Source organism: Frigoribacterium sp. MEB024, from assembly GCF_000878135.1.
Taxonomy (GTDB): domain Bacteria; phylum Actinomycetota; class Actinomycetes; order Actinomycetales; family Microbacteriaceae; genus Frigoribacterium.
The window spans coordinates 79242-101493 of record NZ_JXQZ01000027.1 but is presented as its reverse complement, the minus strand read 5'-3'; the positions used below and the strand labels follow the sequence as shown (position 1 = coordinate 101493).

The 22252-nt window shown below is 73.5% G+C and carries 24 protein-coding genes; 8 read left to right on the top strand and 16 right to left on the bottom strand.

Features of this window, described 5'->3' with window-relative positions:
* Positions 1–150: 150 nt before the first annotated feature.
* From SZ60_RS06420 to SZ60_RS06390, 7 genes are all read right to left on the bottom strand, one after another.
* A complete protein-coding gene (locus tag SZ60_RS06420; RefSeq protein ID WP_156155516.1) occupies positions 151–324 on the bottom strand; it encodes a hypothetical protein in 174 nt (57 codons plus the stop codon).
* 200 nt (positions 325–524) lie between these two features.
* Positions 525–1037, bottom strand: coding sequence for an FBP domain-containing protein (locus SZ60_RS06415; protein WP_043594680.1), 513 nt, complete (start codon positions 1035–1037; stop codon positions 525–527).
* Between the two features lie 530 nt (positions 1038–1567).
* On the bottom strand, positions 1568–4189 hold the full coding sequence (locus tag SZ60_RS06410) for an MMPL family transporter (protein ID WP_043594678.1): 2622 nt from the start codon (positions 4187–4189) through the stop codon (positions 1568–1570).
* Positions 4190–4300: 111 nt separating this feature from the next.
* Entirely contained in the window at positions 4301–4996 is a 696-nt protein-coding gene (locus SZ60_RS06405) for a TetR/AcrR family transcriptional regulator (protein WP_043594676.1), read from the bottom strand.
* 180 nt (positions 4997–5176) lie between these two features.
* Positions 5177–5479: a transcriptional regulator gene (locus tag SZ60_RS06400; protein WP_043594674.1), complete on the bottom strand. Its 303-nt coding sequence runs from the start codon at positions 5477–5479 to the stop codon at positions 5177–5179.
* On the bottom strand, positions 5476–5922 hold the full coding sequence (locus tag SZ60_RS06395) for a hypothetical protein (RefSeq protein WP_043594673.1): 447 nt from the start codon (positions 5920–5922) through the stop codon (positions 5476–5478). Before SZ60_RS06395 ends, SZ60_RS06400 begins: the two co-directional genes overlap by 4 nt.
* A 197-nt stretch (positions 5923–6119) precedes the next feature.
* The gene (locus SZ60_RS06390) at positions 6120–6995 is read right to left on the bottom strand and encodes an SDR family NAD(P)-dependent oxidoreductase (protein ID WP_043594672.1); all 876 of its coding nucleotides are present in this window, start codon (positions 6993–6995) and stop codon (positions 6120–6122) included.
* Between the two features lie 178 nt (positions 6996–7173).
* On the opposite strand from SZ60_RS06390, the gene SZ60_RS06385 reads away from it, so the two are divergent.
* Positions 7174–8199 (top strand): SDR family NAD(P)-dependent oxidoreductase, encoded by a 1026-nt coding sequence (locus tag SZ60_RS06385; RefSeq protein WP_043594670.1) that lies wholly within the window; start codon positions 7174–7176, stop codon positions 8197–8199.
* A gap of 65 nt (positions 8200–8264) precedes the next feature.
* Positions 8265–8864, top strand: coding sequence for a TetR/AcrR family transcriptional regulator (locus SZ60_RS06380; RefSeq protein ID WP_043594668.1), 600 nt, complete (start codon positions 8265–8267; stop codon positions 8862–8864).
* 124 nt (positions 8865–8988) lie between these two features.
* On the opposite strand, the gene SZ60_RS06375 is transcribed toward SZ60_RS06380, so the two are convergent.
* From SZ60_RS06375 to SZ60_RS06365, 3 genes are read right to left on the bottom strand one after another with little or no spacing between them, the layout of a single operon-like run.
* The gene (locus SZ60_RS06375; protein WP_043594666.1) at positions 8989–9699 is read right to left on the bottom strand and encodes a cation diffusion facilitator family transporter; all 711 of its coding nucleotides are present in this window, start codon (positions 9697–9699) and stop codon (positions 8989–8991) included.
* Positions 9696–10049, bottom strand: a complete 354-nt coding sequence (locus SZ60_RS06370; RefSeq protein WP_043594664.1) for a helix-turn-helix transcriptional regulator — start codon at positions 10047–10049, stop codon at positions 9696–9698. The genes SZ60_RS06375 and SZ60_RS06370 overlap by 4 nt, the downstream gene beginning before the upstream one ends.
* A gap of 40 nt (positions 10050–10089) precedes the next feature.
* Positions 10090–11613 carry a phosphatase PAP2 family protein gene (locus tag SZ60_RS06365; RefSeq protein ID WP_231567064.1) on the bottom strand — a complete coding sequence of 508 codons (1524 nt, stop codon included), beginning with the start codon at positions 11611–11613 and terminating at the stop codon, positions 10090–10092.
* Positions 11614–11892: 279 nt separating this feature from the next.
* Between SZ60_RS06365 and SZ60_RS06360 the strand changes: the two genes are divergently transcribed.
* Entirely contained in the window at positions 11893–12396 is a 504-nt protein-coding gene (locus SZ60_RS06360; RefSeq protein WP_043594663.1) for a hypothetical protein, read from the top strand.
* Positions 12397–12464: 68 nt separating this feature from the next.
* On the opposite strand, the gene SZ60_RS17420 is transcribed toward SZ60_RS06360, so the two are convergent.
* The 3 genes from SZ60_RS17420 to SZ60_RS06345 all read right to left on the bottom strand — a co-directional run bounded on the left by SZ60_RS17420 (position 12465) and on the right by SZ60_RS06345 (position 15520).
* Positions 12465–13283, bottom strand: coding sequence for a LuxR C-terminal-related transcriptional regulator (locus SZ60_RS17420; protein WP_052505207.1), 819 nt, complete (start codon positions 13281–13283; stop codon positions 12465–12467).
* A gap of 246 nt (positions 13284–13529) precedes the next feature.
* Positions 13530–14852, bottom strand: coding sequence for a HAMP domain-containing sensor histidine kinase (locus SZ60_RS06350; RefSeq protein WP_043594662.1), 1323 nt, complete (start codon positions 14850–14852; stop codon positions 13530–13532).
* Positions 14849–15520: a response regulator transcription factor gene (locus tag SZ60_RS06345; protein ID WP_043594661.1), complete on the bottom strand. Its 672-nt coding sequence runs from the start codon at positions 15518–15520 to the stop codon at positions 14849–14851. Before SZ60_RS06345 ends, SZ60_RS06350 begins: the two co-directional genes overlap by 4 nt.
* 199 nt (positions 15521–15719) lie before the next feature.
* Here SZ60_RS06345 and SZ60_RS06340 point away from each other — a divergent pair, with 199 nt between their 5' ends.
* Genes SZ60_RS06340 through SZ60_RS06325 form a run of 4 tightly spaced genes read left to right on the top strand, consistent with a single transcriptional unit; the run spans position 15720 to position 19163 of the window.
* Positions 15720–16220, top strand: a complete 501-nt coding sequence (locus SZ60_RS06340; protein WP_043594660.1) for a hypothetical protein — start codon at positions 15720–15722, stop codon at positions 16218–16220.
* Positions 16217–17281, top strand: coding sequence for a peptidoglycan-binding protein (locus SZ60_RS06335; protein WP_156155514.1), 1065 nt, complete (start codon positions 16217–16219; stop codon positions 17279–17281). Before SZ60_RS06340 ends, SZ60_RS06335 begins: the two co-directional genes overlap by 4 nt.
* A complete protein-coding gene (locus SZ60_RS06330) occupies positions 17278–17973 on the top strand; it encodes an ABC transporter ATP-binding protein (protein ID WP_043594658.1) in 696 nt (231 codons plus the stop codon). Before SZ60_RS06335 ends, SZ60_RS06330 begins: the two co-directional genes overlap by 4 nt.
* The gene (locus SZ60_RS06325) at positions 17970–19163 is read left to right on the top strand and encodes an ABC transporter permease (RefSeq protein WP_043594656.1); all 1194 of its coding nucleotides are present in this window, start codon (positions 17970–17972) and stop codon (positions 19161–19163) included. Before SZ60_RS06330 ends, SZ60_RS06325 begins: the two co-directional genes overlap by 4 nt.
* A gap of 10 nt (positions 19164–19173) precedes the next feature.
* Here SZ60_RS06325 and SZ60_RS06320 read toward each other — a convergent pair whose 3' ends face one another.
* Genes SZ60_RS06320 through SZ60_RS06310 form a run of 3 tightly spaced genes read right to left on the bottom strand, consistent with a single transcriptional unit; the run spans position 19174 to position 21289 of the window.
* Positions 19174–20142, bottom strand: a complete 969-nt coding sequence (locus SZ60_RS06320) for an aldo/keto reductase (protein WP_043594655.1) — start codon at positions 20140–20142, stop codon at positions 19174–19176.
* Positions 20139–20363, bottom strand: coding sequence for a hypothetical protein (locus tag SZ60_RS06315; protein WP_043594653.1), 225 nt, complete (start codon positions 20361–20363; stop codon positions 20139–20141). The genes SZ60_RS06320 and SZ60_RS06315 overlap by 4 nt, the downstream gene beginning before the upstream one ends.
* Positions 20360–21289, bottom strand: coding sequence for a helix-turn-helix transcriptional regulator (locus tag SZ60_RS06310; RefSeq protein ID WP_082059918.1), 930 nt, complete (start codon positions 21287–21289; stop codon positions 20360–20362). Before SZ60_RS06310 ends, SZ60_RS06315 begins: the two co-directional genes overlap by 4 nt.
* Positions 21290–21473: 184 nt before the next feature.
* Here SZ60_RS06310 and SZ60_RS06305 point away from each other — a divergent pair, with 184 nt between their 5' ends.
* Positions 21474–22223: a GntR family transcriptional regulator gene (locus SZ60_RS06305; RefSeq protein WP_043594651.1), complete on the top strand. Its 750-nt coding sequence runs from the start codon at positions 21474–21476 to the stop codon at positions 22221–22223.
* Positions 22224–22252 lie beyond the last annotated feature (29 nt).

Below are 22252 nucleotides of genomic sequence, written 5' to 3'. Positions count from 1 at the left end.
GCGGCCGTCGGGTCGGCGGCGGGGGCGGCCGGAGTCGGGGCGGCCGGAGTGGGATCGGCGGGCGTGCGGTCGGTCAAGGTCGTCGTCCTTCGGGAGCGTCGGTGAGCAGGGCGGGGAGTCCGCTCGACCCGTCGACGACGAGGAGCGGTGCTAGGCCACGGGCGGCGGACACCCGGCGATCTCGCCGTGGGCGTTGCTGCCCCACAGGCTCATCCAGCCGTTCGTGCCGCAGGTGCGCTTCGTCAGCACGAGCCGCTTCGGAAACGCCTGCTGCGCCGTGCGCGCCCGGCGCGGGGCGCGGGGCAGGCAGGCGGGTGACGACATGCCCACCAGGGTACCGCCGGGGTCCGTGAGCGGGCCGACCCGCGCCTCCTGCGCTCCGGCGGTCCGGCCGTCCGGCCGTCGCCACGTCCGCCGAGTGGAGGTCGCATCACGCCGGCGTCGTCGAACCACGCACGAGGGTGGTTCGACGACGCCACGATGGTGCGTCCCGGTTCTCGCCGGGTCAGGAGGCGCGGCGACGGTCAGGAGGCGCGGCGCACGTTCTCGACGAAACCCGCGGCCCGCACGCGCAGGCTCGCGATGCGCTCGAGCCGGGCCGCCTCGACGTCGAACCCGAGGTAGGCCTCGGGCGGTGCGACGTGCACGTTGTCCGAGCACTCGAACCCACCGCAGACGAGCGTGCCCACGGTGTCCCCGTTGCGGCCGGCCGCGCCGGCACGCTTGGCGGCGTAGAACAGCACGTCGGCCGGCAGCCTGACGTCTTGGCACCACGTGCACTGGGCGCGGTGACGGGGCGACGCCTCGGCCTGGCGCAGCACGACGCCGGCGACCGCGGGGCCCGGCTCTCCGTCCGCGTCGAGGGTCGGCACGACGACGTAGGCCCGGCGGGCGAGCTTGGGGTCACGCCAGCCGAGGTACTCGAGGTCGGTCCAGTCGAGGTCGGCGAAGCCCGAGGGCAGGGTGAGGTCGGTGGCTTCCTTGCGGCTCGCGTTGACGAACGAGGCGCGGACGGTCTTCTCGGTCAGGGGGATCATGTGGTTCTCCGGTCGTCGGGCCCGGGGCGGCGGCAGCGTCGGCGGGCACGAGCGGTCGGCGACCGCCCGGCTGCCCGCCGTCGACGCGTCGGCCGACCCGGGTGTTCTCGTGGGACCGTGCCGGGGCTCCAGCCCACGCGGCACGGCGGTGCACGGACCGACCCGGACGGCCGATCCGCTGCGGAGACGCGACTACCTGCAGCCGGCGCACGCGGCGCCGACGACCCCCTCACGCCCGGTGGGCGTCGCAGGTGCGGACGGGATGATCACCGGGCCACCCTACGGCGGTGAGCCGCCCTCAGCAACGGGGCCGCGCCTCCTGCGATCGGGGTCGAACCACCGGTGCGCCGTCGAACCATGCAGATGCGCGGTTCGACGGCGCACCGGTGGTTCGACCCGGAGCGCTTCGCCGGTTCCGGAGGCGCGGGTCGCGTCCTCGAGGCCGGCGCCGGCCCCGAGGCACCACGAACTGGACGTCGCACCGCCGAAATCGGCGGTGCGACGTCCAGTCGGCGGTGCGACGTGCGGGGTCAGCCCGCGTGGCGCCCGTGGTGGTCGGGGTCGCTGCCGTCGGGGACGGCGTCCACGGGGGCGGTCGGGTCGACGTGCGAGACGTGCCCGTCACCGGAACCCGAGCCCGAACCCGACGCGTCGCCGGCCGAGGCGTGCGGCCGCGACCGCTCGAGGGAGGCACCCTCGACGTCGACGTCGGGCAGGATGCGGTCGAGCCACTTCGGCAGCCACCACGCGGCGTCGCCGAGCAGGTGCATCACGGCCGGGATCAGCAGCAGGCGCACGACGAACGCGTCGACCAGCACGCCCAGGGCGAGGCCCAGGCCGATCGACTGGATCATCACCGAGTTCGAGAACACGAAGCCCGAGAAGACCGCCGTCATGATCAGCGCCGCGGCCGTGACCACCGTGCGACCGGCGTGCACGCCGCGCTGCACGGCCAGGCGGGCCGGCGAACCGTGGGCGTAGGCCTCGCGCATGCCGCTGACCAGGAACAGTTGGTAGTCCATCGCGAGCCCGAACAGCACGCCGACCATCAGGATCGGCAGGAAGCTCAGGATCGGCCCCGGGTCGTGCACCCCGAAGACCGGGCCGAGCCAGCCCCACTGGAACACCGCGGTGACGCCGCCGAACGCGGCGAACAGCGACAGCACGAACCCGATGGTGGCGGTGATCGGCACGAGGATCGACCGGAACACGAAGATCAGGATGATCAGCGACAGCCCGACGACGACGAGCAGGTAGAGCGGCAGGGCTCCGGCCAGCTTCTCGCTGACGTCGATGTTGCCCGAGGCGTTGCCGGCCACGCCGAGCGACGACACGTCGTCGATGTCGAGCCCGCGCAGGTCGCGCACGAGCTGCTCGGTCGACTCGGCGGTCGGACCGCCCTTCGGCACGACCTGGAACGCCAGCAGGGTGTCGTCGTCCGAGGCGCCGATGGGGGCGACCGCGGCGACGTCGTCCTGGTCCTTGAGGATCGTGCCGATGCGCACCTGCTCGGAGACCAGGTCGTCGTCCGAGATCGCGGTCGGCAGGTCGGCGACGACGACCAGGGGGCCGTTGACGCCGGCGCCGAACTTCTCGTCGATCAGCTTGTACGCCTTGTAGGCGCTCGAGTCGACCGGCTCGGACGACCCGGCGGGCAGGCCGAGGCGCATCGAGAGCGCGGGGATCGCGACGATCAGCAGCACGGCGACGCCGGCCACGAGGGTCAGCACGGCACGCGTGGTGCTCATCGGCTTGGTCGGCACCCGGACGGCCCCGGTGTTGCCGACGGCCTTCCGAGCCTTCTTGGTGAGGATGCGCAGGCCGACGAGGCGGAGCAGCGCCGGGGTGAGGGTGATGGCGATCAGGATTGCCACGAACACGCAGACCGCGCCGACGGTGCCCATCAGGCCGAGGAACGGGATGCCGGTCAGGTTGAGCGCGAGCAGGGCGATCAGCACGGTCGAGCCGGCGAAGACGACCGCGTTGCCCGAGGTGCCGTTGGCCAGGCCGATCGACTCGTGCAGCGGCACCCCTTCTTTCAGCTGGGTGCGGTGCCGGTTGAGGATGAACAGCGAGTAGTCGATGCCGACCGCGAGGCCGAGCATCACACCCAGCACGGGCGTGACCGACAGCATCTCGACGGCGCCCGAGAGCGACAGCGAGGCGAGCACGCCGACGCCGACGCCGATCAGGGCGTTGATCAGGGGCAGGCCGGCACCGATCAGGGTGCCGAGCATGACGAACAGCACGATGGCGGCGATGACGACGCCGGCAACCTCGCCCGGGCCGAGGATCTCGGGGATGCTGGCCGCGATGTCGTTCGACACCTCGACCTCGACGCCGTCGATGTCGGCGTCGTTCATCGCCTCGACGACGGCCTCTTTGTTCTCGCTGGTGACGAGGTTGAGGGCCTTGTCGAACTGGATGCTGGCCACGGCCGTGGTGCCGTCGGTCGACACCTGGCGGATGCCGTCGGTCAGTTCGAGCAGCGAGGCACCCTGCTCGAGGGTCGCGCTCTGGGTCTCGAGCTCGGTCTTGCTCGCGTCGAGGGTGGACTGCTGCGTGGCGATCTGCTGCGTGCCCGCGTCGAGCTGGGCCTGCTGGGCCTCGAGCTGCGGCGTGGCGGCGGCGAGGGCGGCCCCACCGGCGGCCTGCGCCTGCGCCTTGGCGGCGTCGAGCTGCTGCTGACCGGCGGTGATCTGGGCCTTCGCGGCGTCGATCTGGGCCTGACCCGAGGTGATCTGGGCCTCGCCCGCGGTGATCTGCGAGCGGCCGTCCGTGATCTTCTGGGCCTGGTCGTCGATCTGCTGCTGCGTCGCGAAGGGGTCGGTGGTGCCCTTGACGTCGTCCAGGTCCTTCGCGTCGGTCAGCAGGGCCGCGATGTCGGACTTCTGCTGGTCGGTGAAGGCCGAGTCGTCGGTGGTCGTGAAGACCACCGTGCCGGTGCCGCCGCTCGCCTGGGGGAACTTCTCGGCGAGTTCGTCGCTGACCTTCTGGGTCGCCGTGCCGGGGATGCTGACGGCGGTGGTCAGCGTGCCGCCGAACAGCGCGAAGGCGCCGCCGGCGAGGCCGAGCACGACCAGCCAGGCCACGATGACGAGCCAGGCCCGCCGGGCCGAGAACCGGCCGAGTCGATAGAGCAGGGATGCCATGGGTGTCTGTTCCTCCAGGGATGGTGCGGGGTGATGCGGGTTGCGGGGGTGGGCCTCACGTCGCGTCGTCGAGAAGGAGGTGCGGGTCGGCCGGGGACGCCGGCCGACGGGTCAGGGGGTGGTCGCGTCGGGCGCCGTCGGGGCGACTCCTGCAGGGGTGGCCGTCGGCGGCGGCCCGTAGCCGGCGCGGACGCTCGTCGTCATCCGGTCGAGCAGGTCGGCCCAGACGTCGCGGCTGTCGGCGTCGACGACCGCACCGGTCCGCGTGATCCAGTGCCGGGCGACGACGGCGATGCCGTTCATCAGCGAACTGACCAGCACCTCGGCCTCGAGCGGGTCGGTCGCGGGGCTGCGCTCGGCCATCTCGATCGAGAGCTGCTCGGTGACGCGGGTGAAGACGTCCTGGATCAGGCTGTGCGACCGCGGGTCGCTGCCGTCGTCGCCGAGGACGCCCCAGAGGTACGAGACGACGGCCGGCAGGTCGATGCCCTGCATGGCCTGGATGATCTCGGCGAACAAGGAGGCGCGGCTGCCGTCACCGACGGGCGTCGCGGCGGTCGCGGCCCGGAACTCGTCGACGGCGCCGGTGAGCACCCGGGCGCAGGCCGTCATGACGACCTCGTCGAGCGACGAGAAGTGGTTGAAGACCGTGCGACGCGAGACGTCGGCTCGTTCGGCGAGCTCGTCGACGCTGAACCGCGGCGCCCCGCGCTCGGCGATGAGCGCGTCCGCGGCGTCGACGATGGCCTGACGGTGCTTCGCCTTGAGGGCGGCACGGCGGTCGGGCACCAGGGTCTTGACGGTCACCTGCCTACACTAAGTGCAGCGACGCACTCGGTGCACCCTGAGCGCCTGGGGAGTCGCTGGGACTTGCGCGGCCGGGACGCGGCCTCCGTACCCCACGGCGCCGCGCCTCCTCGTCCTGCCGGCCGAACGCGGAGGGGGCGCCCCGGCGCGCAGCCGTGGGACGCCCCCGAACCCGGACGTCTAGCCCGCGGCGATCTCGCGGAGGGTGGCGAGGTGCTCGGCCCAGGCCTCGCGCCCGGCCGGGGTCAGCTTCAGGCTCGTCCGGGGGCGCTTGCCGACGAACCCCTTCGTCACGGCGACGTAGCCCGCGGCCTCGAGGGCGCTGACCTGCTTGCTCAACGTCGAGTCGGTCACCTGCACGGCATCGCGCAGGTCGCGGAAGTCGAGCCCCTCGGCCGCGGCGAGCGCCGCCGTCATCGAGAAGCGGACGGGCTGGTGCAGCAACTCGGACAGCCGGAGGCGCGGGTGCGGTCGCGCGGTCATCGTCGCGCCTCGCGCACCTCGACGGCCGCGCAGGCGACCGACACCGCGAGGAGGACCGCCGCCATGACGGCACTGCCGACGACGTCCTGGCCCTGGGAGAAGCCGACGACGAGCATGGCTCCGACGTAGCAGGCGAAGAACGCGGCGAGGTAGGCCATCCAGCGCCGGCCGAAGCCGACGCGGGCCGACCTCCTCAGCAGGACGAACGCCACGACCAGGACGGCGATCCAGACGAGCAGGCCGCCCATCGCGACGAAGTAGGCGGTGCCCGTCGTGAGCCCCATGGCGAGGGTGCCCATCGACGCGGCGGCACCGAGGCCGAGCAGGAAGGCGACGGCGGGCCAGCTCGCCGCCGACGTCACACTGCGCCCCACGGCGTCCGCCCGGTCGAGCAGGCGCCGGGCCTCGGCGGAGTCCGGGGTGCCGGTGATGTCAGTGGTCATGGTGGTCGTCCTCTCGTAGGACTCCCACTCTAGAAAGTACTTTCTCGTCAAGCAAGTACTTTCTCGATGAACTGGGTCGAGCGGGCAGAAGGTGCCCGTCCCACGTGGCGGAAGGACGTCTTCTGCCCACTCGACGGTCCGCCGAGGCCGGGCGCCCCGGCGGGGCGGGCCGGGCCGGGCCCAGGGACCGGGCCGGGTCAGATCGTCTCGTCGAGGTCGAGCAGGCGGGCGCTCTCCTCCCAGAGGCGGCGGGCGAGGTCGGCGTCGGCCGCCTGACGGGCCACGCGGCCGGGTGCCTTGAGGCGGTCGAAGTAGTTGCCGCTCGGTGCCGGCACGGTCGTGGCACCCGCGAGGCGGATCAGCGGCTCGGCGCCGTCCTCGGTCGAGACCGCGAGGCGCTTGGCCGCGGTCATGAAGGCGCCGTCGCCACCGAAGCCCGAGGCGACGAACCCGGGGTGGAACGCGAACGCGTCGACCCCGCCGCCGGCGCGGGGCAGGCGGCGGGCGAGCTCACGGGTGAACAGCACGTTGAGCAGCTTCGAGGTGCCGTAGGCGCGGAAGCCGCCGGCCCACGCACCCCGTGCGTTGTCGAGGTCGTCCAGGTCGACCTTGCCGAAGAGGTTGCCGGCGCTCGAGGTCTGGACGATGCGGACCGACCCGGCCGGCGCCTCCTTCGCCGTCTCGAGGAGGCGCGGCGTCAGCAACGCGGTCAGCAGGAAGGGGGCGAGGTGGTTGCCCTGGAACGTGGTCTCGTGTCCGTCGACCGTGAGCGCGCGCTCGGGGATCGTGGCGCCGGCGTTGTTGGCGAGCACGTGGATGCGGGGGTTCTCGGCGAGCAGCTGGTCGGCCAGCTCGCGGACGGTCGACAGGTCGGAGAAGTCGGCGAGGTAGGCGGTGCCGCCGATCTCGTGGGCGACCGTGCGGGTGCGGTCGGGGTTGCGACCGACCACGGCGACGGTGGCACCACGGCGGGCGAGCTCGCGGGCGGCGGCGCGGCCGATGCCCGAGCTGGCTCCGGTGACGACCACGGTCCGGTCGTCGAGGCGGGCGGCGGGAGGCAGGGTGACGGTCATGCATCGGACGCTAGGCGGGATGCGGCGGGGGTGGGTCGGCGGTCGGCGTTCTCTCGGCAGGCGCTCAGCCACGCGGGCCTCCGCCCGCGGTACCGTCGCAATGCGAGACAATCTGTTTCGAATCAGGGTGCCGCTCCCGCGCCCGACCCGACCCGCCCCTCCTCAGAGAAGAGACGACATGTCCGACGCCACCGTTCCCCTGACCGGCTCCAGCACCATCGGCACCTGGCTCGACCACCCCGAGGGCGGGCCCGCGATCCGTGCCGCTCTCGGGCAGGGAGGCGCGTTCGACGAGAGCGCGCTCGCCCCGGTCCGCGGTCTGCCGCTGCAGCAGCTGGTCGCGATGAGCCAGGGACAGGTGCCACAGGAGCTGGTCGACGCTCTCGTGCTGCAGGTGAACGACGGCGTCGTGCCCGACGAGACGGCCGACGCCGACGGCCCGTGGCGCGAGACGGTGACCCCCGGCCGCTTCGCCGGCAAGACGGTGATCGTCACGGGTGCGGCGTCCGGCATCGGCCGCGCGACCGCGTCCCGCGTGGCCCGCGAGGGCGGCCGCGTCGTCGCCGTCGACCTCTTCGCCGACAAGCTGGAGGCACTGGTCGCCTCGCTGCCCGACGCCGACGTGGTCACCGTGGCCGGCGACATCACGAAGCAGGACGACATCGATGCGATCGTCGCGGCCGCCGGCGACCGCATCGACGCCCTGGCGAACATCGCGGGCATCAACGACGACTTCTCGCCCCTCCACGAGACGAGCGACGCGATGTGGGACCGGGTCATCGGCATCAACCTGACCGGCGGGTTCAAGCTGTCGCGCGCCGTGATCCCCGTGATGCTCGGGGCCGGGCGCGGCTCGGTCGTCAACGTGGCCTCCGAGGCGGGCCTGCGCGGCAACGCGTCGGGCAACGCCTACACGGTGTCGAAGCACGGCGTCGTCGGCCTCACCAAGTCGGCCGCCTTCATGTACGCGAAGCAGGGCATCCGGGTGAACGCGGTGGCGCCGGGCGGCGTCGCGACGGGCATCCCCTTCCCCGCGAACGTGTCCGAGGCGGGATCGGCGCGGCTGCGTCCGTTCCAGGCGGCGATCCCGACGATCGCGACGGCCGAGGAGCTCGCGGCGTCGATCACCTTCCTGCTGAGCGACGACGCGGTGAACGTGAACGGCGCGATCCTGGCGAGCGACGGCGGCTGGTCGGTCCAGTAGGGCCGGAGCCACGAGCGCCCGGCGAGACGGGCGAGGGAGGGCGGGACGTGCACGAGGATGGACCGGTGACCACCGCACGCACCGCCCGCCCCGGCCGCGCCCGCAGCGAGGCGGCCCGCCTGGCGATCCTCGACGCGACCCGCGACGAGCTGGCCGAGCGCGGCTACGACAAGCTCTCGCTCGACCGCATCGCGGCGGCGGCGGGGGTCGGCAAGGCGACGATCTACCGCTGGTACCCGGCGAAGGCGGCGCTGGTGGCCGAGGGCATGCTCACGGGACATCTGCTGCCCCACCTCGAGGTGGCCGACACGGGCGACGTGCGTCGGGACGTGCTCGACTGGCTCCGCGCCTCCTTCTCGACCTTCGCCTCGCCCGCGGCGGGCGGGCTGATCCGCGCGTCGATCGCGGCGACGGCCGAGGACGCCGCCGTCGCCGAGCACTACGAGGAGCGCGTCACCTCGGTCACGCGGGCGGCGCTGCTCGCCCGCCTCGAGTCCGGGAGGCGCGCGCGGCAGATCCGGGACGGCGCCCCTCTCGAGGCCCTCGTCGAGTCGCTGATCGGCACCGTGCTGCTGCACGTCGTGACGCGCCGCGACCCCGGGCCGGCCGCGCTCGAGGCCACCGTCGAGCTGCTGTTCGACGGCGTCGCGGTGCGCCCGGCCTGACACGTCGCCGACCGCCCGTCGCCTCCTCCACGGACACGCACCGAGCGGGCCGCGGAGCGGCGGCCTGTGGAGAAACGGCCCCGTCGTGATGGGCCGGTGGCCCAGCGTCGGGAGCGGTCGGGCGTCAGCAGCAGTCGCAGGCCTCGACGTCGCGCTCGCCCGTGAGCGCCGAGACGGGCACGGCGCAGGCGTCGCCGCGCCAGGCCTCGAGTCCCTCGCGCACGGCGAACACGACGATCACGAGCCCGGCGACCGGGTCGGCCCAGGCCCAGCCGAAGGCGAGGTTGAGGACGAGACCGAGCAGCACGGCGGCCGACAGGTAGCTGCAAATCAACGTCTGCTTCGAGTCGGCGACGGCCGAGGCCGAACCGAGTTCTCGGCCCGTGCGGCGTTCGAGCAGGCTGAGGAGCGGCATGATCGCGAGGCTCACGGCGGCCATCACGATGCCGACGCCGCTGTGCTCGGGCTCGCGCAGGCCGGTCAGGGCGAGCACGGCGTCGACCCCGACGTAGGCGGCGAGCGCGAAGAAGGCGACGGCGATGACGCGCAGGGCCGTGCGCTCCCGCTTCTCGGGGTCGGGGGCCGAGAACTGCCAGGCGACCGCGACGGCCGAGAGCACCTCGACGATCGAGTCGAGGCCGAACCCGATCAGGGCCGTCGACGACGCGACGGTGCCCGCGGCGAGCGCGACGACCGCCTCGACGACGTTGTAGGCGATGGTGGCGGCGACGATCCAGCGGATGCGTCGTTGCAGGACGAGGCGGCGGGCGGCGGTGAGGGCGGAGGCCCCGGGGACGCGCCCCGCGACGACGCCGGGCCCGATCGGCAGGCTCATGCGCCGGGCCCGCAGCAGAGCGGCACGTCGCAGGCCTCGTCGGTGCAGCCGACCCCGTCGTCGACGGCGAGCACGACGTCGACCAGGGCGCGCAGGGCCGCCGTCAGGTGCGGGTCGGCGATCTCGTACCGCGTGCGACGACCCTCGGAGGTGGCGACGACGATGCCGCAGCCGCGCAGGCAGGCGAGGTGGTTCGACACGTTCGACCGGGTCAGGTCGAGCGTCTCGGCCAACCGGGCCGGGTACCCCGGCGCGTCGAGCAGTTCGAGCAGGAGGCGCGAGCGGGTCGGGTCGCTCAACGCGCGCCCCAGCCGGCTCATCGCGTCGAGGCGCGGGGCGATGGTCAGCATGCGCTGAACTGTACAGCGCATGCTGACCTGTCGTCGAGGCCTACGGTCGGCGCGCGGCCCGACGTCGACGGAGGACGACCAGGCCGACGCCCGCGGCGAGCAACCCCAGTGCCGCGGCGACGATGCCGACCACGTGGTCGGAGCCGGTGTAGGCCAGGTCGGCGCGAGCAGCCGCGTCACGGGCGGCGGCGTCACGGGTCGCCGCGTCGGCCGCGGTGATCGTGCCGGGCGCGTGCTGCTGCACCGCGCCTCCGGCGACGGGCTGTGCCGGCACGACGGGCACCGTCGCGCCCGGGCCGGCGGGTGCCGGGTCGACGGGTGCGGGGTCGACCGGTGCGGGGTCGACCGGTGCGGCGGCGAGCGACACCGTGCCGTCCGCCGCGACGGTGATCGGCACCGACATGGCGGCCGCGAGGTCGAGGCGCTGCCAGCTGCCGGCGGTGCCCTCGTCGAGCGGACGGCCCGAGTCGATGGCGGTGAGGGCGAGGACCTGGCGACGCTGGTCGTCGGTCAGGGTCGGGCGGCTCGAGATCAGCAACGACTCGGCGCCGACGGGGACGGTCATGGCCTGCCCGGCCGTGCCGACGAGGGGGAAGTCGTAACTCATGCGGTCCTGGTAGACGGCCAGCGCCTCCTGGTCCGAGAGGTAGGGGGTGTCGGCGGCGATGCAGACGTCCAGGGAGGCGCCGCATCCGGTCTCGAGGACGTCGCGCAGCTCGGCGCCCGCCTCCTCGAACAGCACGCGGAACTCGGGGTCGGCCCAGCGGCGCTCGACGATCTCCTGGCCCATCATGCGACCACTCATGACGTCGAGCGGATAGTGCGCGGCCATGACGACGCGGTTGTCGCCGGCCTCGGAGGTCCGGGCCAGGATCTGCGGGGCGAGCTCGGGCAGCATCGTGGCGAGCGAGGTGCCCTGCCAATAGGCCTGCGAGGTGTGGCCGCTCGGGTACGCGCCCGAGGTCGAGGCCCAGGCGTCGCCACCCGGCTTGTCGCGGTAGGTGAGTCGCTCGGGGAGCCGGATGTACGGGCGGTCGTAGTCGAAGTGCTCCTTGGCGGGGTTCGACGACGAGTAGTAGCCGACCAGCCCGCCGTCCTTCGCGAGCAGTGCGGAGGTCTTCGGCAGTTCGCCGGCGGCGCGGGCGGTGCGGTAGATCTCGCCGAGTCGGGTGCCGAGGCCGTCCGACATCGAGACGGACATGTCGGCGTACTGGTCGACGATCGCCCGGTCGACCCGGGCAGGGGTGGCGCCCTGGTTGATCGCGACGGTCTTCTCGTCGTTCAGCGCGATGATGTCGGGGCGCTCGGCCCGCAGCGTCGTGAACTGGTCGATGATCGGCACGTAGTCGTAGGTCGCGTTCGACGTGTACGGGTAGCTCAGCCGGTCGGGCTCGAAGGGGGTCGCCGCCGAGGCCGAGAGGGCACCGAAGCCCGAGAGCAGCACGCCCAGGCCCGTGCCCGCGGCGAGCACCGAGGCGCGGCGGACGGGTCGGCGGTCGGCCGAGCGTCGGGGGCGGCGGGGGGTCGTGGCCGTGATGATCGTGCCTCTCGTGGGTGCGTGCACCGACCTGCGTCGGCGGCCCGGTGGGGCCACGCCGAACGGTAGGGAAGCGGAGTGGCACACGTCTGGACGACAGGTGACGCGCAGGTGACCTGGGCCGTCGTCGGCGTCGTACACCGGTGACGCGCCGCCCGGACCCATCGTTGGTCACCCGACCAACGTCGACGGCGAACGCGTGCATCGCGCCGCCGTCGGCCACAGGATCGTTCTCGCAAGGCAGTTCCACTCGACAACACGAAGCACCGCAACTCGAACTCCTACGACAACGAAAGAGGACGAACCATGAGCAAGCTGAAGTCGAAGACCGCCACGATCATCGCCGCCGTCGCCGTGAGCGGCGTCGCCGTCACGGGGCTGAGCGGATTCGCCGCCGCCCCGGCACAGGCGGCGACCACCGCCCCCGCCTCGCCGGAGTCCAGCACAGGCAGCCCGATCACGGGCAGCGTCACCCTCGACCCGCTGGCGATCGTCAGCGCGATCAGCGCCGCCGTCAACGACCAGGGCGACCGGTCGGGCGCCGTGCTGGCCGCCCTGGACGTCGGCTACTACAACGCCGGCAACCCCGACCGGCTCACGGTCGCGGTCGTGAACAAGAACCAGGACATCGCCGTCGAGGGCTCGATCGTCGACGCCCAGCCGATCGACATCAAGGGCGGCAGCTACGTCATCTACTGGTTCGACGGCCCCGGCAAGGTCACCAACAACGGTGACGGCGGCTACCTGAACTGGGGCGTGCTCGGCAACAACGTCAAGACCGACAACGTCATCAGCATCAACGGCGGCTGACCCCGCCGCGGCACCGCGGAACCGCCCCGACGTCCTCACCGGACGCCGGGGCGGTTCCGCGTGCGCCGTCAGGCCGGCGGCAGGGCAGGAGGCGCGGGTCGGTTCGGCGCCTCGACCGCCGCCTGGCCGTCCCGACGGCGCCCCCGCCGCACGATGCGCGACCGGATGACGCCCCTGACGAACGCGACCGAGACGAGCGCCGTCCGGTTCGGGGCACTCCACGTCCGCATCAGACGGGCCAGGTGCCAGGCCACGGCCTGGCGGCTGTAGGCCGTCTCGCGGGCGATCTCGGCGTTCGAGAGGCCGTAGGCGGTGAGCGTGAGCATCTGCCGCTCGACGTCGTCGAGGTCGGGGGCGTCGGCCACGAGGTCGAGCACGACGTCGGGCCCCGGGGCCGCAGGGGGTGGCTGGGGGCCGCCCGCGCCTCCTGGTCCCGCGCCGGGCGGGGCGGCGACGAGACGGGGCCGGTGCCGCGCCCACTCCTCGGCCCAGCAGGTGCCGAGTTCGTGGGCGACCTGCGAGGCGCGCGCCATCGCGAGGACGAGCGCCCCGGCCTGCCCGCCCGACGCCGAGTGCATGACGAGCGAGAAGATGCGCAGCGCGGGCAGGGCGCCCCGCAGGACGACGGCCAGGTCGACGTCGGGGCAGGCCGCGCTGCGGCGGGCGACGGCACGCAGCTCGTCGAGGCACGAGGCCGACACCGGACGACCGTGCTCGACCGCGGCGAGGGCCGGACCGAGCACGATCGGCACGATCTCGGCGTACCGGTCGCGCAACCACGACCGGCCGGTCGCGCCGACGTCCTCGAGCGAGCAGTCGAGCAGCAGGTCGCTGAACTCGTCGTGCCGGGCGTCGAGCCTCAGCCCGAGGGGCTGACCCGGACGCATGATCGTCGTCGGGCGCCCCGGCGTCGGGCGCCCCGTCGACGTCGGGCGGTCCGCGGGGACGCCACCCTGCTCGGTCAACGTCTCACCCCCGGTCGCGGAGCCGGCCTCCCGGGCCGGTCGGCCCGGCCTGACGGGCCCACCACCGAGCCTAGGAGCGCCCGGTCCGCCGCACAGTCGGCTGGCTGGCCGACCGCGGTGTCCCCCGGAGGTGCCGAGCGGACGCGGTCGCCTCGTCGGCCCGCGTGGTCAGGGGACGACCGCGGGCGCGGCGAACACGACGCGCACGGCGAGCCCGCCCGAAGGAGGCGCGTCGAGCGTCAGCGTCGCCCCGTGCGTCTCGGCGACGGCCGCGACCAGGGCCAGGCCGAGGCCGTGGGAGCCGGCGACCCGGCCCGCCGACCGGTAGAAGGGCTCGGTCAGGCGCGTGACCTCGGCCGGGTCGATGACCTCGCCGCCGTTGGCCACGTGCAGGGTCGCCGCCCCCGAGGCGTCGGTGCCGACCGTCACGTCGAGCCGGCCGCCGGGGACGTTGTGACCGATGCCGTTGCGGACGAGGTTGCCGACGAGCACGGAGAGCAGGGCTCGGTCTCCGGTGACCTGCGCAGGACGGGAGGCGCGGCGCACCTCGACGCGCGCCTCGGCGGCGGCGGACGCCGTGGCGGCGAGGACCTCGTCGACCACGGCGACGAGGTCGACCCGGTCGGCGGCCACGCCGTCGCCGGACTGCGCGTCGGACAGGGCGAGCAGCGCCTCGACCGTCGCGATGCTGCGGGTGTTCATCTCGCGCAGGCGTCGGATCGTCACCGCCGGCGGTGAGCCGACCGCGTCGCCGACGCCTGTCGGGTCGAGCGCGAGGGCCGCGTCGAGCATCGCCTGCGTCGTCGCGAGGGGCGTGCGGAGCTCGTGCGACGCGTTGGCGGCGAAGCGGCGTTGGGCCTCGTACGAACGGTCGAGCCGGTCGAGCATGTCGTCGAACGTCGACGCGAGGCGTCCGAACTCGTCGTCGGGGCGCCCGGGCGCCGTCGTGGCGAGCCGTCGCCGGAACGACCCCGCAGCGCCGTGCTCGGCCTCGCGCGCCGCGGTCGCGAGGTGCTCGATCGGCCGGAGGAGGCGCCCGGCGACCACCCAGCTCAGCCAGACGCCGACGACCAGCGCGACGACGAACACGATCGACGACGTCGTCAGGAGCACGCGCAGGAGGTCGCTCTCGCCCGAGATGGTGACCGCCGGGCGCAACTCGGCGGTCTCGGGGACGGGCAGCGTCTCGGGGACGGGCAGCGCCTCGGCGGCGGGCGGCGTCCCACCGGTGACCACGCCGGCGTCGACCGAGGGCGCCCACGAGGCCGTCGGCGACGCGAGGTCGCCCGGCTCGGCGCTCGACGTGCGCAGGGCGGTGATGCGGTAGTCGGGCACGAAACGCATCACGAGGAGGACCGAGGCCACGATCGACAGGCCCACGACCGTCAGCACCGCGCTGAAGGTGACGGTGAGCCGGAGACGCGCGCTGCCCCGGTGACGCAGCCCGCGCCTCCTGGGCCTGGTGGGCGCCGGGTCGACGCCGCCGGTCACGAGCCGGCCTCGGCGGCGATGCGGTAGCCGCTGCCGGGGACGGTGTGGATCAGCCAGGGCTCGCCCAGGCGTCGCCGGAGGTTCGAGATCGTGACCCGCACCGAGTTCGTGAACGGGTCGGCGTTCTCGTCCCAGGCCTTCTCGAGCAGCCGCTCGGCGCTGACCACGCCGCCGTCGGCCGCGAGCAGCACGCCGAGCACCGCGAACTCTTTTCGCGTCAGCTTCACATAGCGGCCGTCGCGGTACACCTCGCGACGGAACGGGTCGTAGCGCAGGTCGCCGCGGACCGTGACGGGTGGACGGGCCTGACGCGGGCGACGTGCGAGGGAGCGCAGCCGGGCGATCAGCTCGGGGAACTCGAACGGCTTGACGAGGTAGTCGTCGGCACCGAGCTCGAAGCCGTCGACCTTGTCGCGGGTGCGCCCGGCCGCGGTGAGCATCAGGACGCCGGGGCCGTCACCGGCGGCGGTCACCGAGGCGCAGACGTCGTCGCCGTGCGTGCCGGGCAGGTCACGGTCGAGCAGGACGACGTCGTAGTCGTTCACCGCGATCGCCCGGAGGGCGGCGTCACCGTCGTGCACGACGTCGACGGCCATCGCGTGACGCTCGAGCACGCTCTGGACGGCTTCGGCGAGGTAGACCTCGTCCTCGGCGATGAGTACGCGCACGCTGGCTCCTGTTCGGGTCGGGACGGACGGGACGCGGAAGCCCTCCTCCAGGGTGACATGTCGGATGTCACCGAAACGTAAAGATCGCCGTTTACGGGCTGGCAACGAGCCGTGCGGTGGTCTGGACCCGTCGCCCGACGAGGGCGACGCCGTGACCGTCGGTCGCGGCCCGTGACCGTGAAAGACCAGGAGTCCTCTCATGCCCCGAACCCGTGGCACCCTCTTCGCCGCCCTCCCCCTGCTCGTCGTCGCCCTCGCCGGCTGCTCGACGGCCGCCGACGACCCCGCCGGGTCCGAGTCGCAGATCGCCGCCGACGCCCAGGCGTGGGATCTAGCGAACGCGAGCTGCCTCCGCGAGGCGGGCGTCGACATCGGCGACCCCTCGGGCGACGGCGGCGGGATGGCGATCTCCCGGGGCGACGGTCTGGACATGGACGCCCTGCTGGCCGCCTCGGAGACGTGCCGGGAGTCGACGACCGACGAACTCGGCGAGCGCCCCGTGACCGCGTCCGAGAAGGAGAGCCAGGACGAGTTCGACGCGATGCTGCGCGAGTCCGCCGAGTGCGTCCGTGACGCGGGATACGACGTGACCGACCAGCTCGACGGAGCCGGCGGCACGGACACGATGGACGACGTCCCCGAGGGCGTGCTCGAGGAGTGCGGCGCGTTCGGCAGCATGCCCACGGCGGTGACCCGGTGAGCCCGTCGCGCCGAGCCGTCGCCTGGTCGTCCGTCGCCGGCATGGCCGTGGTCGGGGCCACCGTCACCGCCGTGTTCATGGTCGGACCGCCCGGGACGACGCGTGCCGCCGACGCGGAGGTCGCGGCGGACACGACGACGAGGCCCACCACAGCCGTGGTCGAACAGGGCACGCTGACCGGCACGACGACCCGGGCGGGCAGGCTCAGCCGCCTCGGCGGGCCCACGATCGCAGGGTCCGCACCCGGCACCATCACCTCGCTGCCGAAGGTCGGCGACGCCCTCTCGGCACGCAGCGAGCTCTTCCGGGTCGACGACGAACCGGTCACCGCGTTCGAGGGCGCCCTGCCGCAGTGGCGGGCGTTCGAGCAGGGCATGGCGAAGGGCCCGGACGTGCGACAGCTCGAGGACAACCTCAAGGCCTGGGGGTACTTCCCGGGCACCCCGGACGACACGTTCGACCGGCGCACCGCGAACGCCGTCTCGGCCTGGCAGAAGGACACCGGCCAGGAGCGCACCGGGTCGATCGCCCGGGGTGCCCTGCAGTTCGTCACGGGGTCGTTCACGGTCAGCACCCTGACGGCGGCCGTCGGCGACGCCTCGGGCGGCGACCTGTACGACACGGCCCGCGACGACAAGGTCGTCTCGGTCGACCTGCCCGTCGGGTCGCCGCTGGCCGCCGTCGACGGGGTCGTCTCGGTCGCGCTGCCCGGTCACGGCACCGTTCCCGGGCGGGTGTCCGACGTGGGGGCGGCCGTGGCCGACGAGACCACGGGCAAGACGACGGTCCCCGTCACGGTGTCGCTCGACGATCCGGCGGCGGCCGGCGACCTGACCGACGCGTCGGTGCAGGTCGACTTCGTCTCGGAGGTGAAGGAGGACGTGCTGCACGTGCCGGTCCTCGCCCTGGGCGCGGCCGTCGACGACGGCTTCGTCGTCGAGGTGCTCCAGCCGGACGGCACGACGACGGCCGTGCCGGTCGAGGCCGGCCTGTTCGCCGGCGACCGGGTCGAGGTGACCGGCGACGTCCGGGCCGGCGCCGAGGTCGTGGTGCCCGCATGAGCGCCGTGATCGAGCTGCACGACGTCACGCGCGAGTACGGCCGGCCCCCGACGACCGCGTTGTCGTCGGTGTCGCTGCGGATCGACCGCGGCGAGCTCGTCGCGATCGTCGGCCCGTCGGGATCGGGCAAGTCGACCCTGCTGAACGTCCTCGGCACGCTCGACCGCCCCACCTCGGGCACCGTGCTCGTCGACGGCGTCGACGTGGCCGAGCAGAACGACCGTGAGCTGTCGGCCCTGCGGGCGCACCGCATCGGGTTCGTCTTCCAGCAGTTCCACCTCAGCGAGGGCGTCAGCGCGACCGACAACGTCGCGAACGGCCTGCTCTACGCGGGCGTGCCGCTCCGGCAGCGCCGAGCACGAGCGCGGGAGGCCCTCGAGCGGGTCGGACTGGGGCACCGCCTGACCCACCGGCCGAACCAGCTCTCGGGCGGTGAACGGCAACGCGTCGCCATCGCGCGGGCCGTCGTGCACCGCCCGTCGCTGCTGCTGGCCGACGAACCCACCGGCAACCTCGACACGAAGGCCGGCGAGGGCATCGTGTCGCTGCTCGGCGAGCTGCACGCCGAGGGCACCACGATCGTCGTCATCACCCACGACGTCGAGCTCGCCGAGCGGTTGCCCCGGCGGGTGACGATCCGCGACGGGCACCTGGTGCACGACAGCGCGACCCTCGCGGGGGTGACCGCATGAGCGCCTCGGGGACGCCCTCGCGCCTCCTCGGGTCGGACGTCGTGCGACTGGGGGTGTCGGGGCTGGCGTCCCGACCCACCAGGGCCGTGCTGTCGGCGCTCGGCATCGCGATCGGCATCGCCGCCATGATCGCCGTGGTCGGCATCTCGACGTCGAGCCAGGCGAAGCTCGCGGCGACCCTCGACGAACTCGGCACGAACCTGCTCTCGGCCTCCCAGGGGAAGGACTTCTTCGGCGAGGCCGTCGACCTGCCCCTGACGGCGGGGGTGTCGGCCGGGCACACCGAGGGGGTGCGATCGGCCGCGACGACCGGCACGGTGGCCGACGTCGGCGTGTACCGCAACAGCGCGGTGCCCGCGGGCAACACGAACGGGATCACGGTGCGGTCGGCGTCACCCACGCTGCTGGACGTGCTCGAGGCCCGCGTGGCGAAGGGCGTCTGGCTGACCGATGGCATGGCGCGGTACCCCGTGGTCGTGCTCGGCGCCGAGGCGGCGAACCGGTTGGGCGTCACCGAACCGGGACGGCACGTGATCGTCGGCAGCACCGAGTACGTGGTGGCGGGCATCCTCGAACCGGCGCCGCTGGCGCCCGAGATCGACTCGTCGGCGCTGATCGGCGAACGGGCCGCGGAGGCGCTGGCCGGCTCGCCCGTCCCCCCGACCGCGGTCTACGTGCGGGCCGACCCCGCCCGGGTGCCGCAGGTGCGCGACGTGCTCGCGCGGTCCATCCAGCCGCGGAGCCCGTCCGACGTGGAGGTGACGCGGCCGTCCGACGCGCTGGCGGCGCAGCAGGCCGCGGACCAGGCGTTCACCGGGCTGCTGGTCGGACTCGGAGGGGTGGCGCTGCTGGTCGGCGGCATCGGCGTGGCGAACACGATGGTGATCTCGGTGCTCGAACGGAGGCGCGAGATCGGGCTGCGGCGGGCGCTCGGGGCGACGCGGTCGCACGTCCGGCAGCAGTTCTTGGCCGAGGCCCTGTTCCTGTCGCTGCTCGGCGGGGTGGCCGGGGTGCTGCTCGGCGTGGCGGTGACCGCGGTGTTCGCCGCGCTGCGGGGGTGGCCACCGTCGATCCCGCCGGTGGTGCTCGTCGCCGGACTCGTCGCGACGCTCGTGATCGGGGCGCTGGCCGGGCTGTGGCCCGCGGTGCGAGCGGCACGCACCCCGCCGACGGAGGCGCTGCAGTCGTGAGGCGGGCGCCTCACCACCAGAACGGTGCCTGCGGCCGGTAGGGCTCCTCGAGTCGGCGGACGTCGTCGTCGGTCAGCTCGACGTCCAGGGCGGCGACGGCGTCGGCGAGGTGGTGCGGCTTCGTCGCACCGACGATCGGGGCCGAGACGACGGGGTTGCGCAGCACCCAGGCCACGGCGACCTGGGCCATCGACACCCCGTGCTCGGCGGCGACCTGCTCGACGGCGTCGATGATCGGGCCGTCCTCGTCGACGTCGAAGGCCTTCGCGACCTCGTCGACGGCGGACCGCTCGGTGGTCGCCCCGCGCGGTCGGGTGAGCCGACCCTTGCCCTGCGGCGAGTACGGCACGAGCCCGACGCCGAGGTCGGCGCAGAGCGGGATCATCTCGCGTTCCTCCTCGCGCTTCAGCAGGTTGTACTGGTCCTGCATGGTCGAGAACGGCGTCCAGCCGTTGACCACGGCGGCGGTCTGCATCTTCGCGAACTGCCAGGCGAACATGCTCGAGGCGCCCGTGTACCGGACCTTGCCGGCCCTGACCAGGTCGTGGAGCGCCTCCATCGTCTCCTCCACCGGGGTCTCGGGGTCGAAGCGGTGGATCTGGTACAGGTCGACGTGGTCCGTGCCGAGTCGCGTGAGCGAGGCGTCGACCTGCTCGAGGATCGCCTTGCGCGACAGGCCCGAGCCGCCGGGGCCGTCGTGCATGCGACCACTGACCTTGGTCGCCAGCACGACGTCCTCGCGGCGTGAGTACTCGCGCATCGCGCGACCGACGAACTCCTCGCCGGTGCCCTGCTGGTAGACGTTCGCGGTGTCCCAGAAGGTGACCCCGAGCTCGACGGCCTGGCGGAAGAACGGTGCCGAGGCCGCCTCGTCGAGGGTCCACGAGTGGAGGCCCCGGGTGGGGTCGCCGTAGCTCATGCAGCCGAGGCCGATGCGGCTGACCTGCAGGCCTGTGGTTCCCAGACGGGTGTACTTCACGGTCGTGCCTCCTCGGCGTTCGGGGGTGATGTGGTCTCGATGGCGGGGTGCGCGGCATCGGTCGCGCCGGGCGCGCGTCGGTGGAAGAGCGCGGCGATCGCCCAGGGGCCCGGCTCGAGACGCACCGCCATCTCGTCCAGCACCCGCGCCTCCTGCTCTCGGTCGCGCGTGAGGTCGGAGATCTCGCAGGAGGCGCGCCACCACATCGCGAGACGGCTCACGATCCGGCCGCCTCGCGCGGTCCGCTCGGGACGTCGGGTCGGTCCGGCGCGTCGGCGCGGACGACCGCCGGGTCGGCCTGCGGCGCCGCCCAGCTGGCGAGGAGGCGGAGGCGCTCCTCGGTGGGCGAGCCGGGCTCGGCGCTGTAGACGAGGAAGTTCAGGCCCGGGCGACCCATCGGCTCCATGGCCTCGTAGACCATGTCGAGCTGACCGACGACCGGGTGGTGGAAGCGCTTCTGGCCCGACGTGTGGTGGCGCACCTCGTGGGCGCCCCAGCGCACGCGGAACTCGTCGCTGCGGGTGGACAGTTCGCCGATGAGGTCGTGCAGGGCGCGGTCGTGCGGGTCACGGCCGGCCTCGGTGCGCAGGATCGCGACGTTGATGTCGGCGGCCACCGACCACGACGGGTAGAAGGCCTCGGCGAGCTCGCGGTGCAGGAAGACGAATCGGGCGAGGTTCACGGGCCGCTCGTCGAGGGCGTACAGGTCGGAGTAGAGCGCACGGAAGAGCGCGTTCTCGGCCAGGACGTCCATGCGGCCGTTGCGGACGAACGCGGGCCCGGCCGTCACGGCGTCCAGCACGAGCTGCATGCTGCGCGAGACTGTCTCGGGCGGACGGCGTCGGCGCCGGGCACGGACCGGCGACTCGTTCGCGGCGCGGGCGAGGTCGGCCAGGTGCTCGCGCTCGGCGTCGTCGAGCAGCAGGGCGGTGGCGAGCGAGTCGAGCACGACCTCGGACACCCCGCCGAGGCGCCCGCGTTCGAGCCGCGTGTAGTACTCGACGCTGACGCCCGCGAGCAGTGCCACCTCGCTCCGCCGCAGTCCGGGCACACGGCGTCCGGGCCCGCCCGGCAGCTCGACCTGCTCGGGCCGCACCCGCGCCCGTCGGCTGGTCAGGAAGTCGCGGATCTCGCTCTCGGTGTCCATGCCCACGACGCTACGACAGGGGCGGGTCGCGGTGGGATGCCCTGGTGGGGCCTCCCTCGGTGATGACCACCACAGCATCCGACAAGCGCCGTACCGACCACGGTGCTGGTCATCACGCAGGGCGACACGGAGCATCGCACGAAGACCGCCCCTGGCCGACCATGCCCCTCGGTAAGATCCGCACGTGCCTTCGACCCTCTACGAGCAGATCGCCGACGACCTGCGGCGGCGCATCCTGAGCGGCGACCTCGCGGTCGGCGACGACGTGCCGAGCGAGGGCGAGCTGGCCGAGCAGTGGCGCACCTCACGGGGGCCGATCCGCAACGCCCTCGCCGCCCTGCGCTCCGAGGGCCTGGTCGAGACGCGGCGCGGCCGTCCGGCACGGGTCGTCGCGCGCAAGGCGCACCACCCGGTCGACGTGTCGATCCCCTTCACCAAGTGGGTGCGCGACGTCGGCGGCGAGCCCGGTGCCCGCACACAAGAGGTGTCGCTGCGCCGTGCCGACGACGACAAGGCCCGGTCGCTCGGCATCGAGCCGGGTGCCCTCGTGGTCGACGTCGTCCGGCTGCGACTCGTCGACGGCCGCCCGACCATGCTCGAGCGCCTGACCTTCATCGAGGAGGTCGGCCGCGTGCTGTTCGACGTCGATCTCGACACGGTGTCGATCACCGAGTACCTCGACTCGCGGGGCTTCGGCTACGCCGACATCGACCACGAGATCGACGCGGTCGCCGCCGACGAGCTCGACGCCGAGCTGCTCGGGGTCGAGCCCGGCACGCCGATCCTGCGGCTGCACCGCATCACGCGCGGCCCCGACGGCCGCACCTTCGAGGCCTCGGACGACCGGTACCGCAGCGACATCGTCCGCTTCACGGTCTCGGCGTCGGGCCGGGCCCGCGAGGGCGACCACTTCATCCGCGCGATCGGCCCCTGAGCGACGCCGACCCGCACCCCTCCCGCGTC

Excerpts from the sequence above, each read along its gene's own strand:
- SZ60_RS06420 (WP_156155516.1), bottom strand. The coding sequence starts at position 324 with ATGTCGTCACCCGCCTGCCTGCCCCGCGCCCCGCGCCGGGCGCGCACG.
- SZ60_RS06330 (WP_043594658.1), top strand. The coding sequence starts at position 17,278 with ATGAGCGCCGTGATCGAGCTGCACGACGTCACGCGCGAGTACGGCCGG.
- SZ60_RS06410 (WP_043594678.1), bottom strand. The coding sequence starts at position 4,189 with ATGGCATCCCTGCTCTATCGACTCGGCCGGTTCTCGGCCCGGCGGGCC.
- SZ60_RS06400 (WP_043594674.1), bottom strand. The coding sequence starts at position 5,479 with ATGACCGCGCGACCGCACCCGCGCCTCCGGCTGTCCGAGTTGCTGCAC.
- SZ60_RS06415 (WP_043594680.1), bottom strand. The coding sequence starts at position 1,037 with ATGATCCCCCTGACCGAGAAGACCGTCCGCGCCTCGTTCGTCAACGCG.
- SZ60_RS17420 (WP_052505207.1), bottom strand. The coding sequence starts at position 13,283 with ATGCGTCCGGGTCAGCCCCTCGGGCTGAGGCTCGACGCCCGGCACGAC.
- SZ60_RS06370 (WP_043594664.1), bottom strand. The coding sequence starts at position 10,049 with ATGCTGACCATCGCCCCGCGCCTCGACGCGATGAGCCGGCTGGGGCGC.
- SZ60_RS06395 (WP_043594673.1), bottom strand. The coding sequence starts at position 5,922 with ATGACCACTGACATCACCGGCACCCCGGACTCCGCCGAGGCCCGGCGC.
- SZ60_RS06325 (WP_043594656.1), top strand. The coding sequence starts at position 17,970 with ATGAGCGCCTCGGGGACGCCCTCGCGCCTCCTCGGGTCGGACGTCGTG.
- SZ60_RS06310 (WP_082059918.1), bottom strand. The coding sequence starts at position 21,289 with ATGGACACCGAGAGCGAGATCCGCGACTTCCTGACCAGCCGACGGGCG.
- SZ60_RS06360 (WP_043594663.1), top strand. The coding sequence starts at position 11,893 with ATGAGCAAGCTGAAGTCGAAGACCGCCACGATCATCGCCGCCGTCGCC.
- SZ60_RS06375 (WP_043594666.1), bottom strand. The coding sequence starts at position 9,699 with ATGAGCCTGCCGATCGGGCCCGGCGTCGTCGCGGGGCGCGTCCCCGGG.
- SZ60_RS06385 (WP_043594670.1), top strand. The coding sequence starts at position 7,174 with ATGTCCGACGCCACCGTTCCCCTGACCGGCTCCAGCACCATCGGCACC.
- SZ60_RS06390 (WP_043594672.1), bottom strand. The coding sequence starts at position 6,995 with ATGACCGTCACCCTGCCTCCCGCCGCCCGCCTCGACGACCGGACCGTG.
- SZ60_RS06340 (WP_043594660.1), top strand. The coding sequence starts at position 15,720 with ATGCCCCGAACCCGTGGCACCCTCTTCGCCGCCCTCCCCCTGCTCGTC.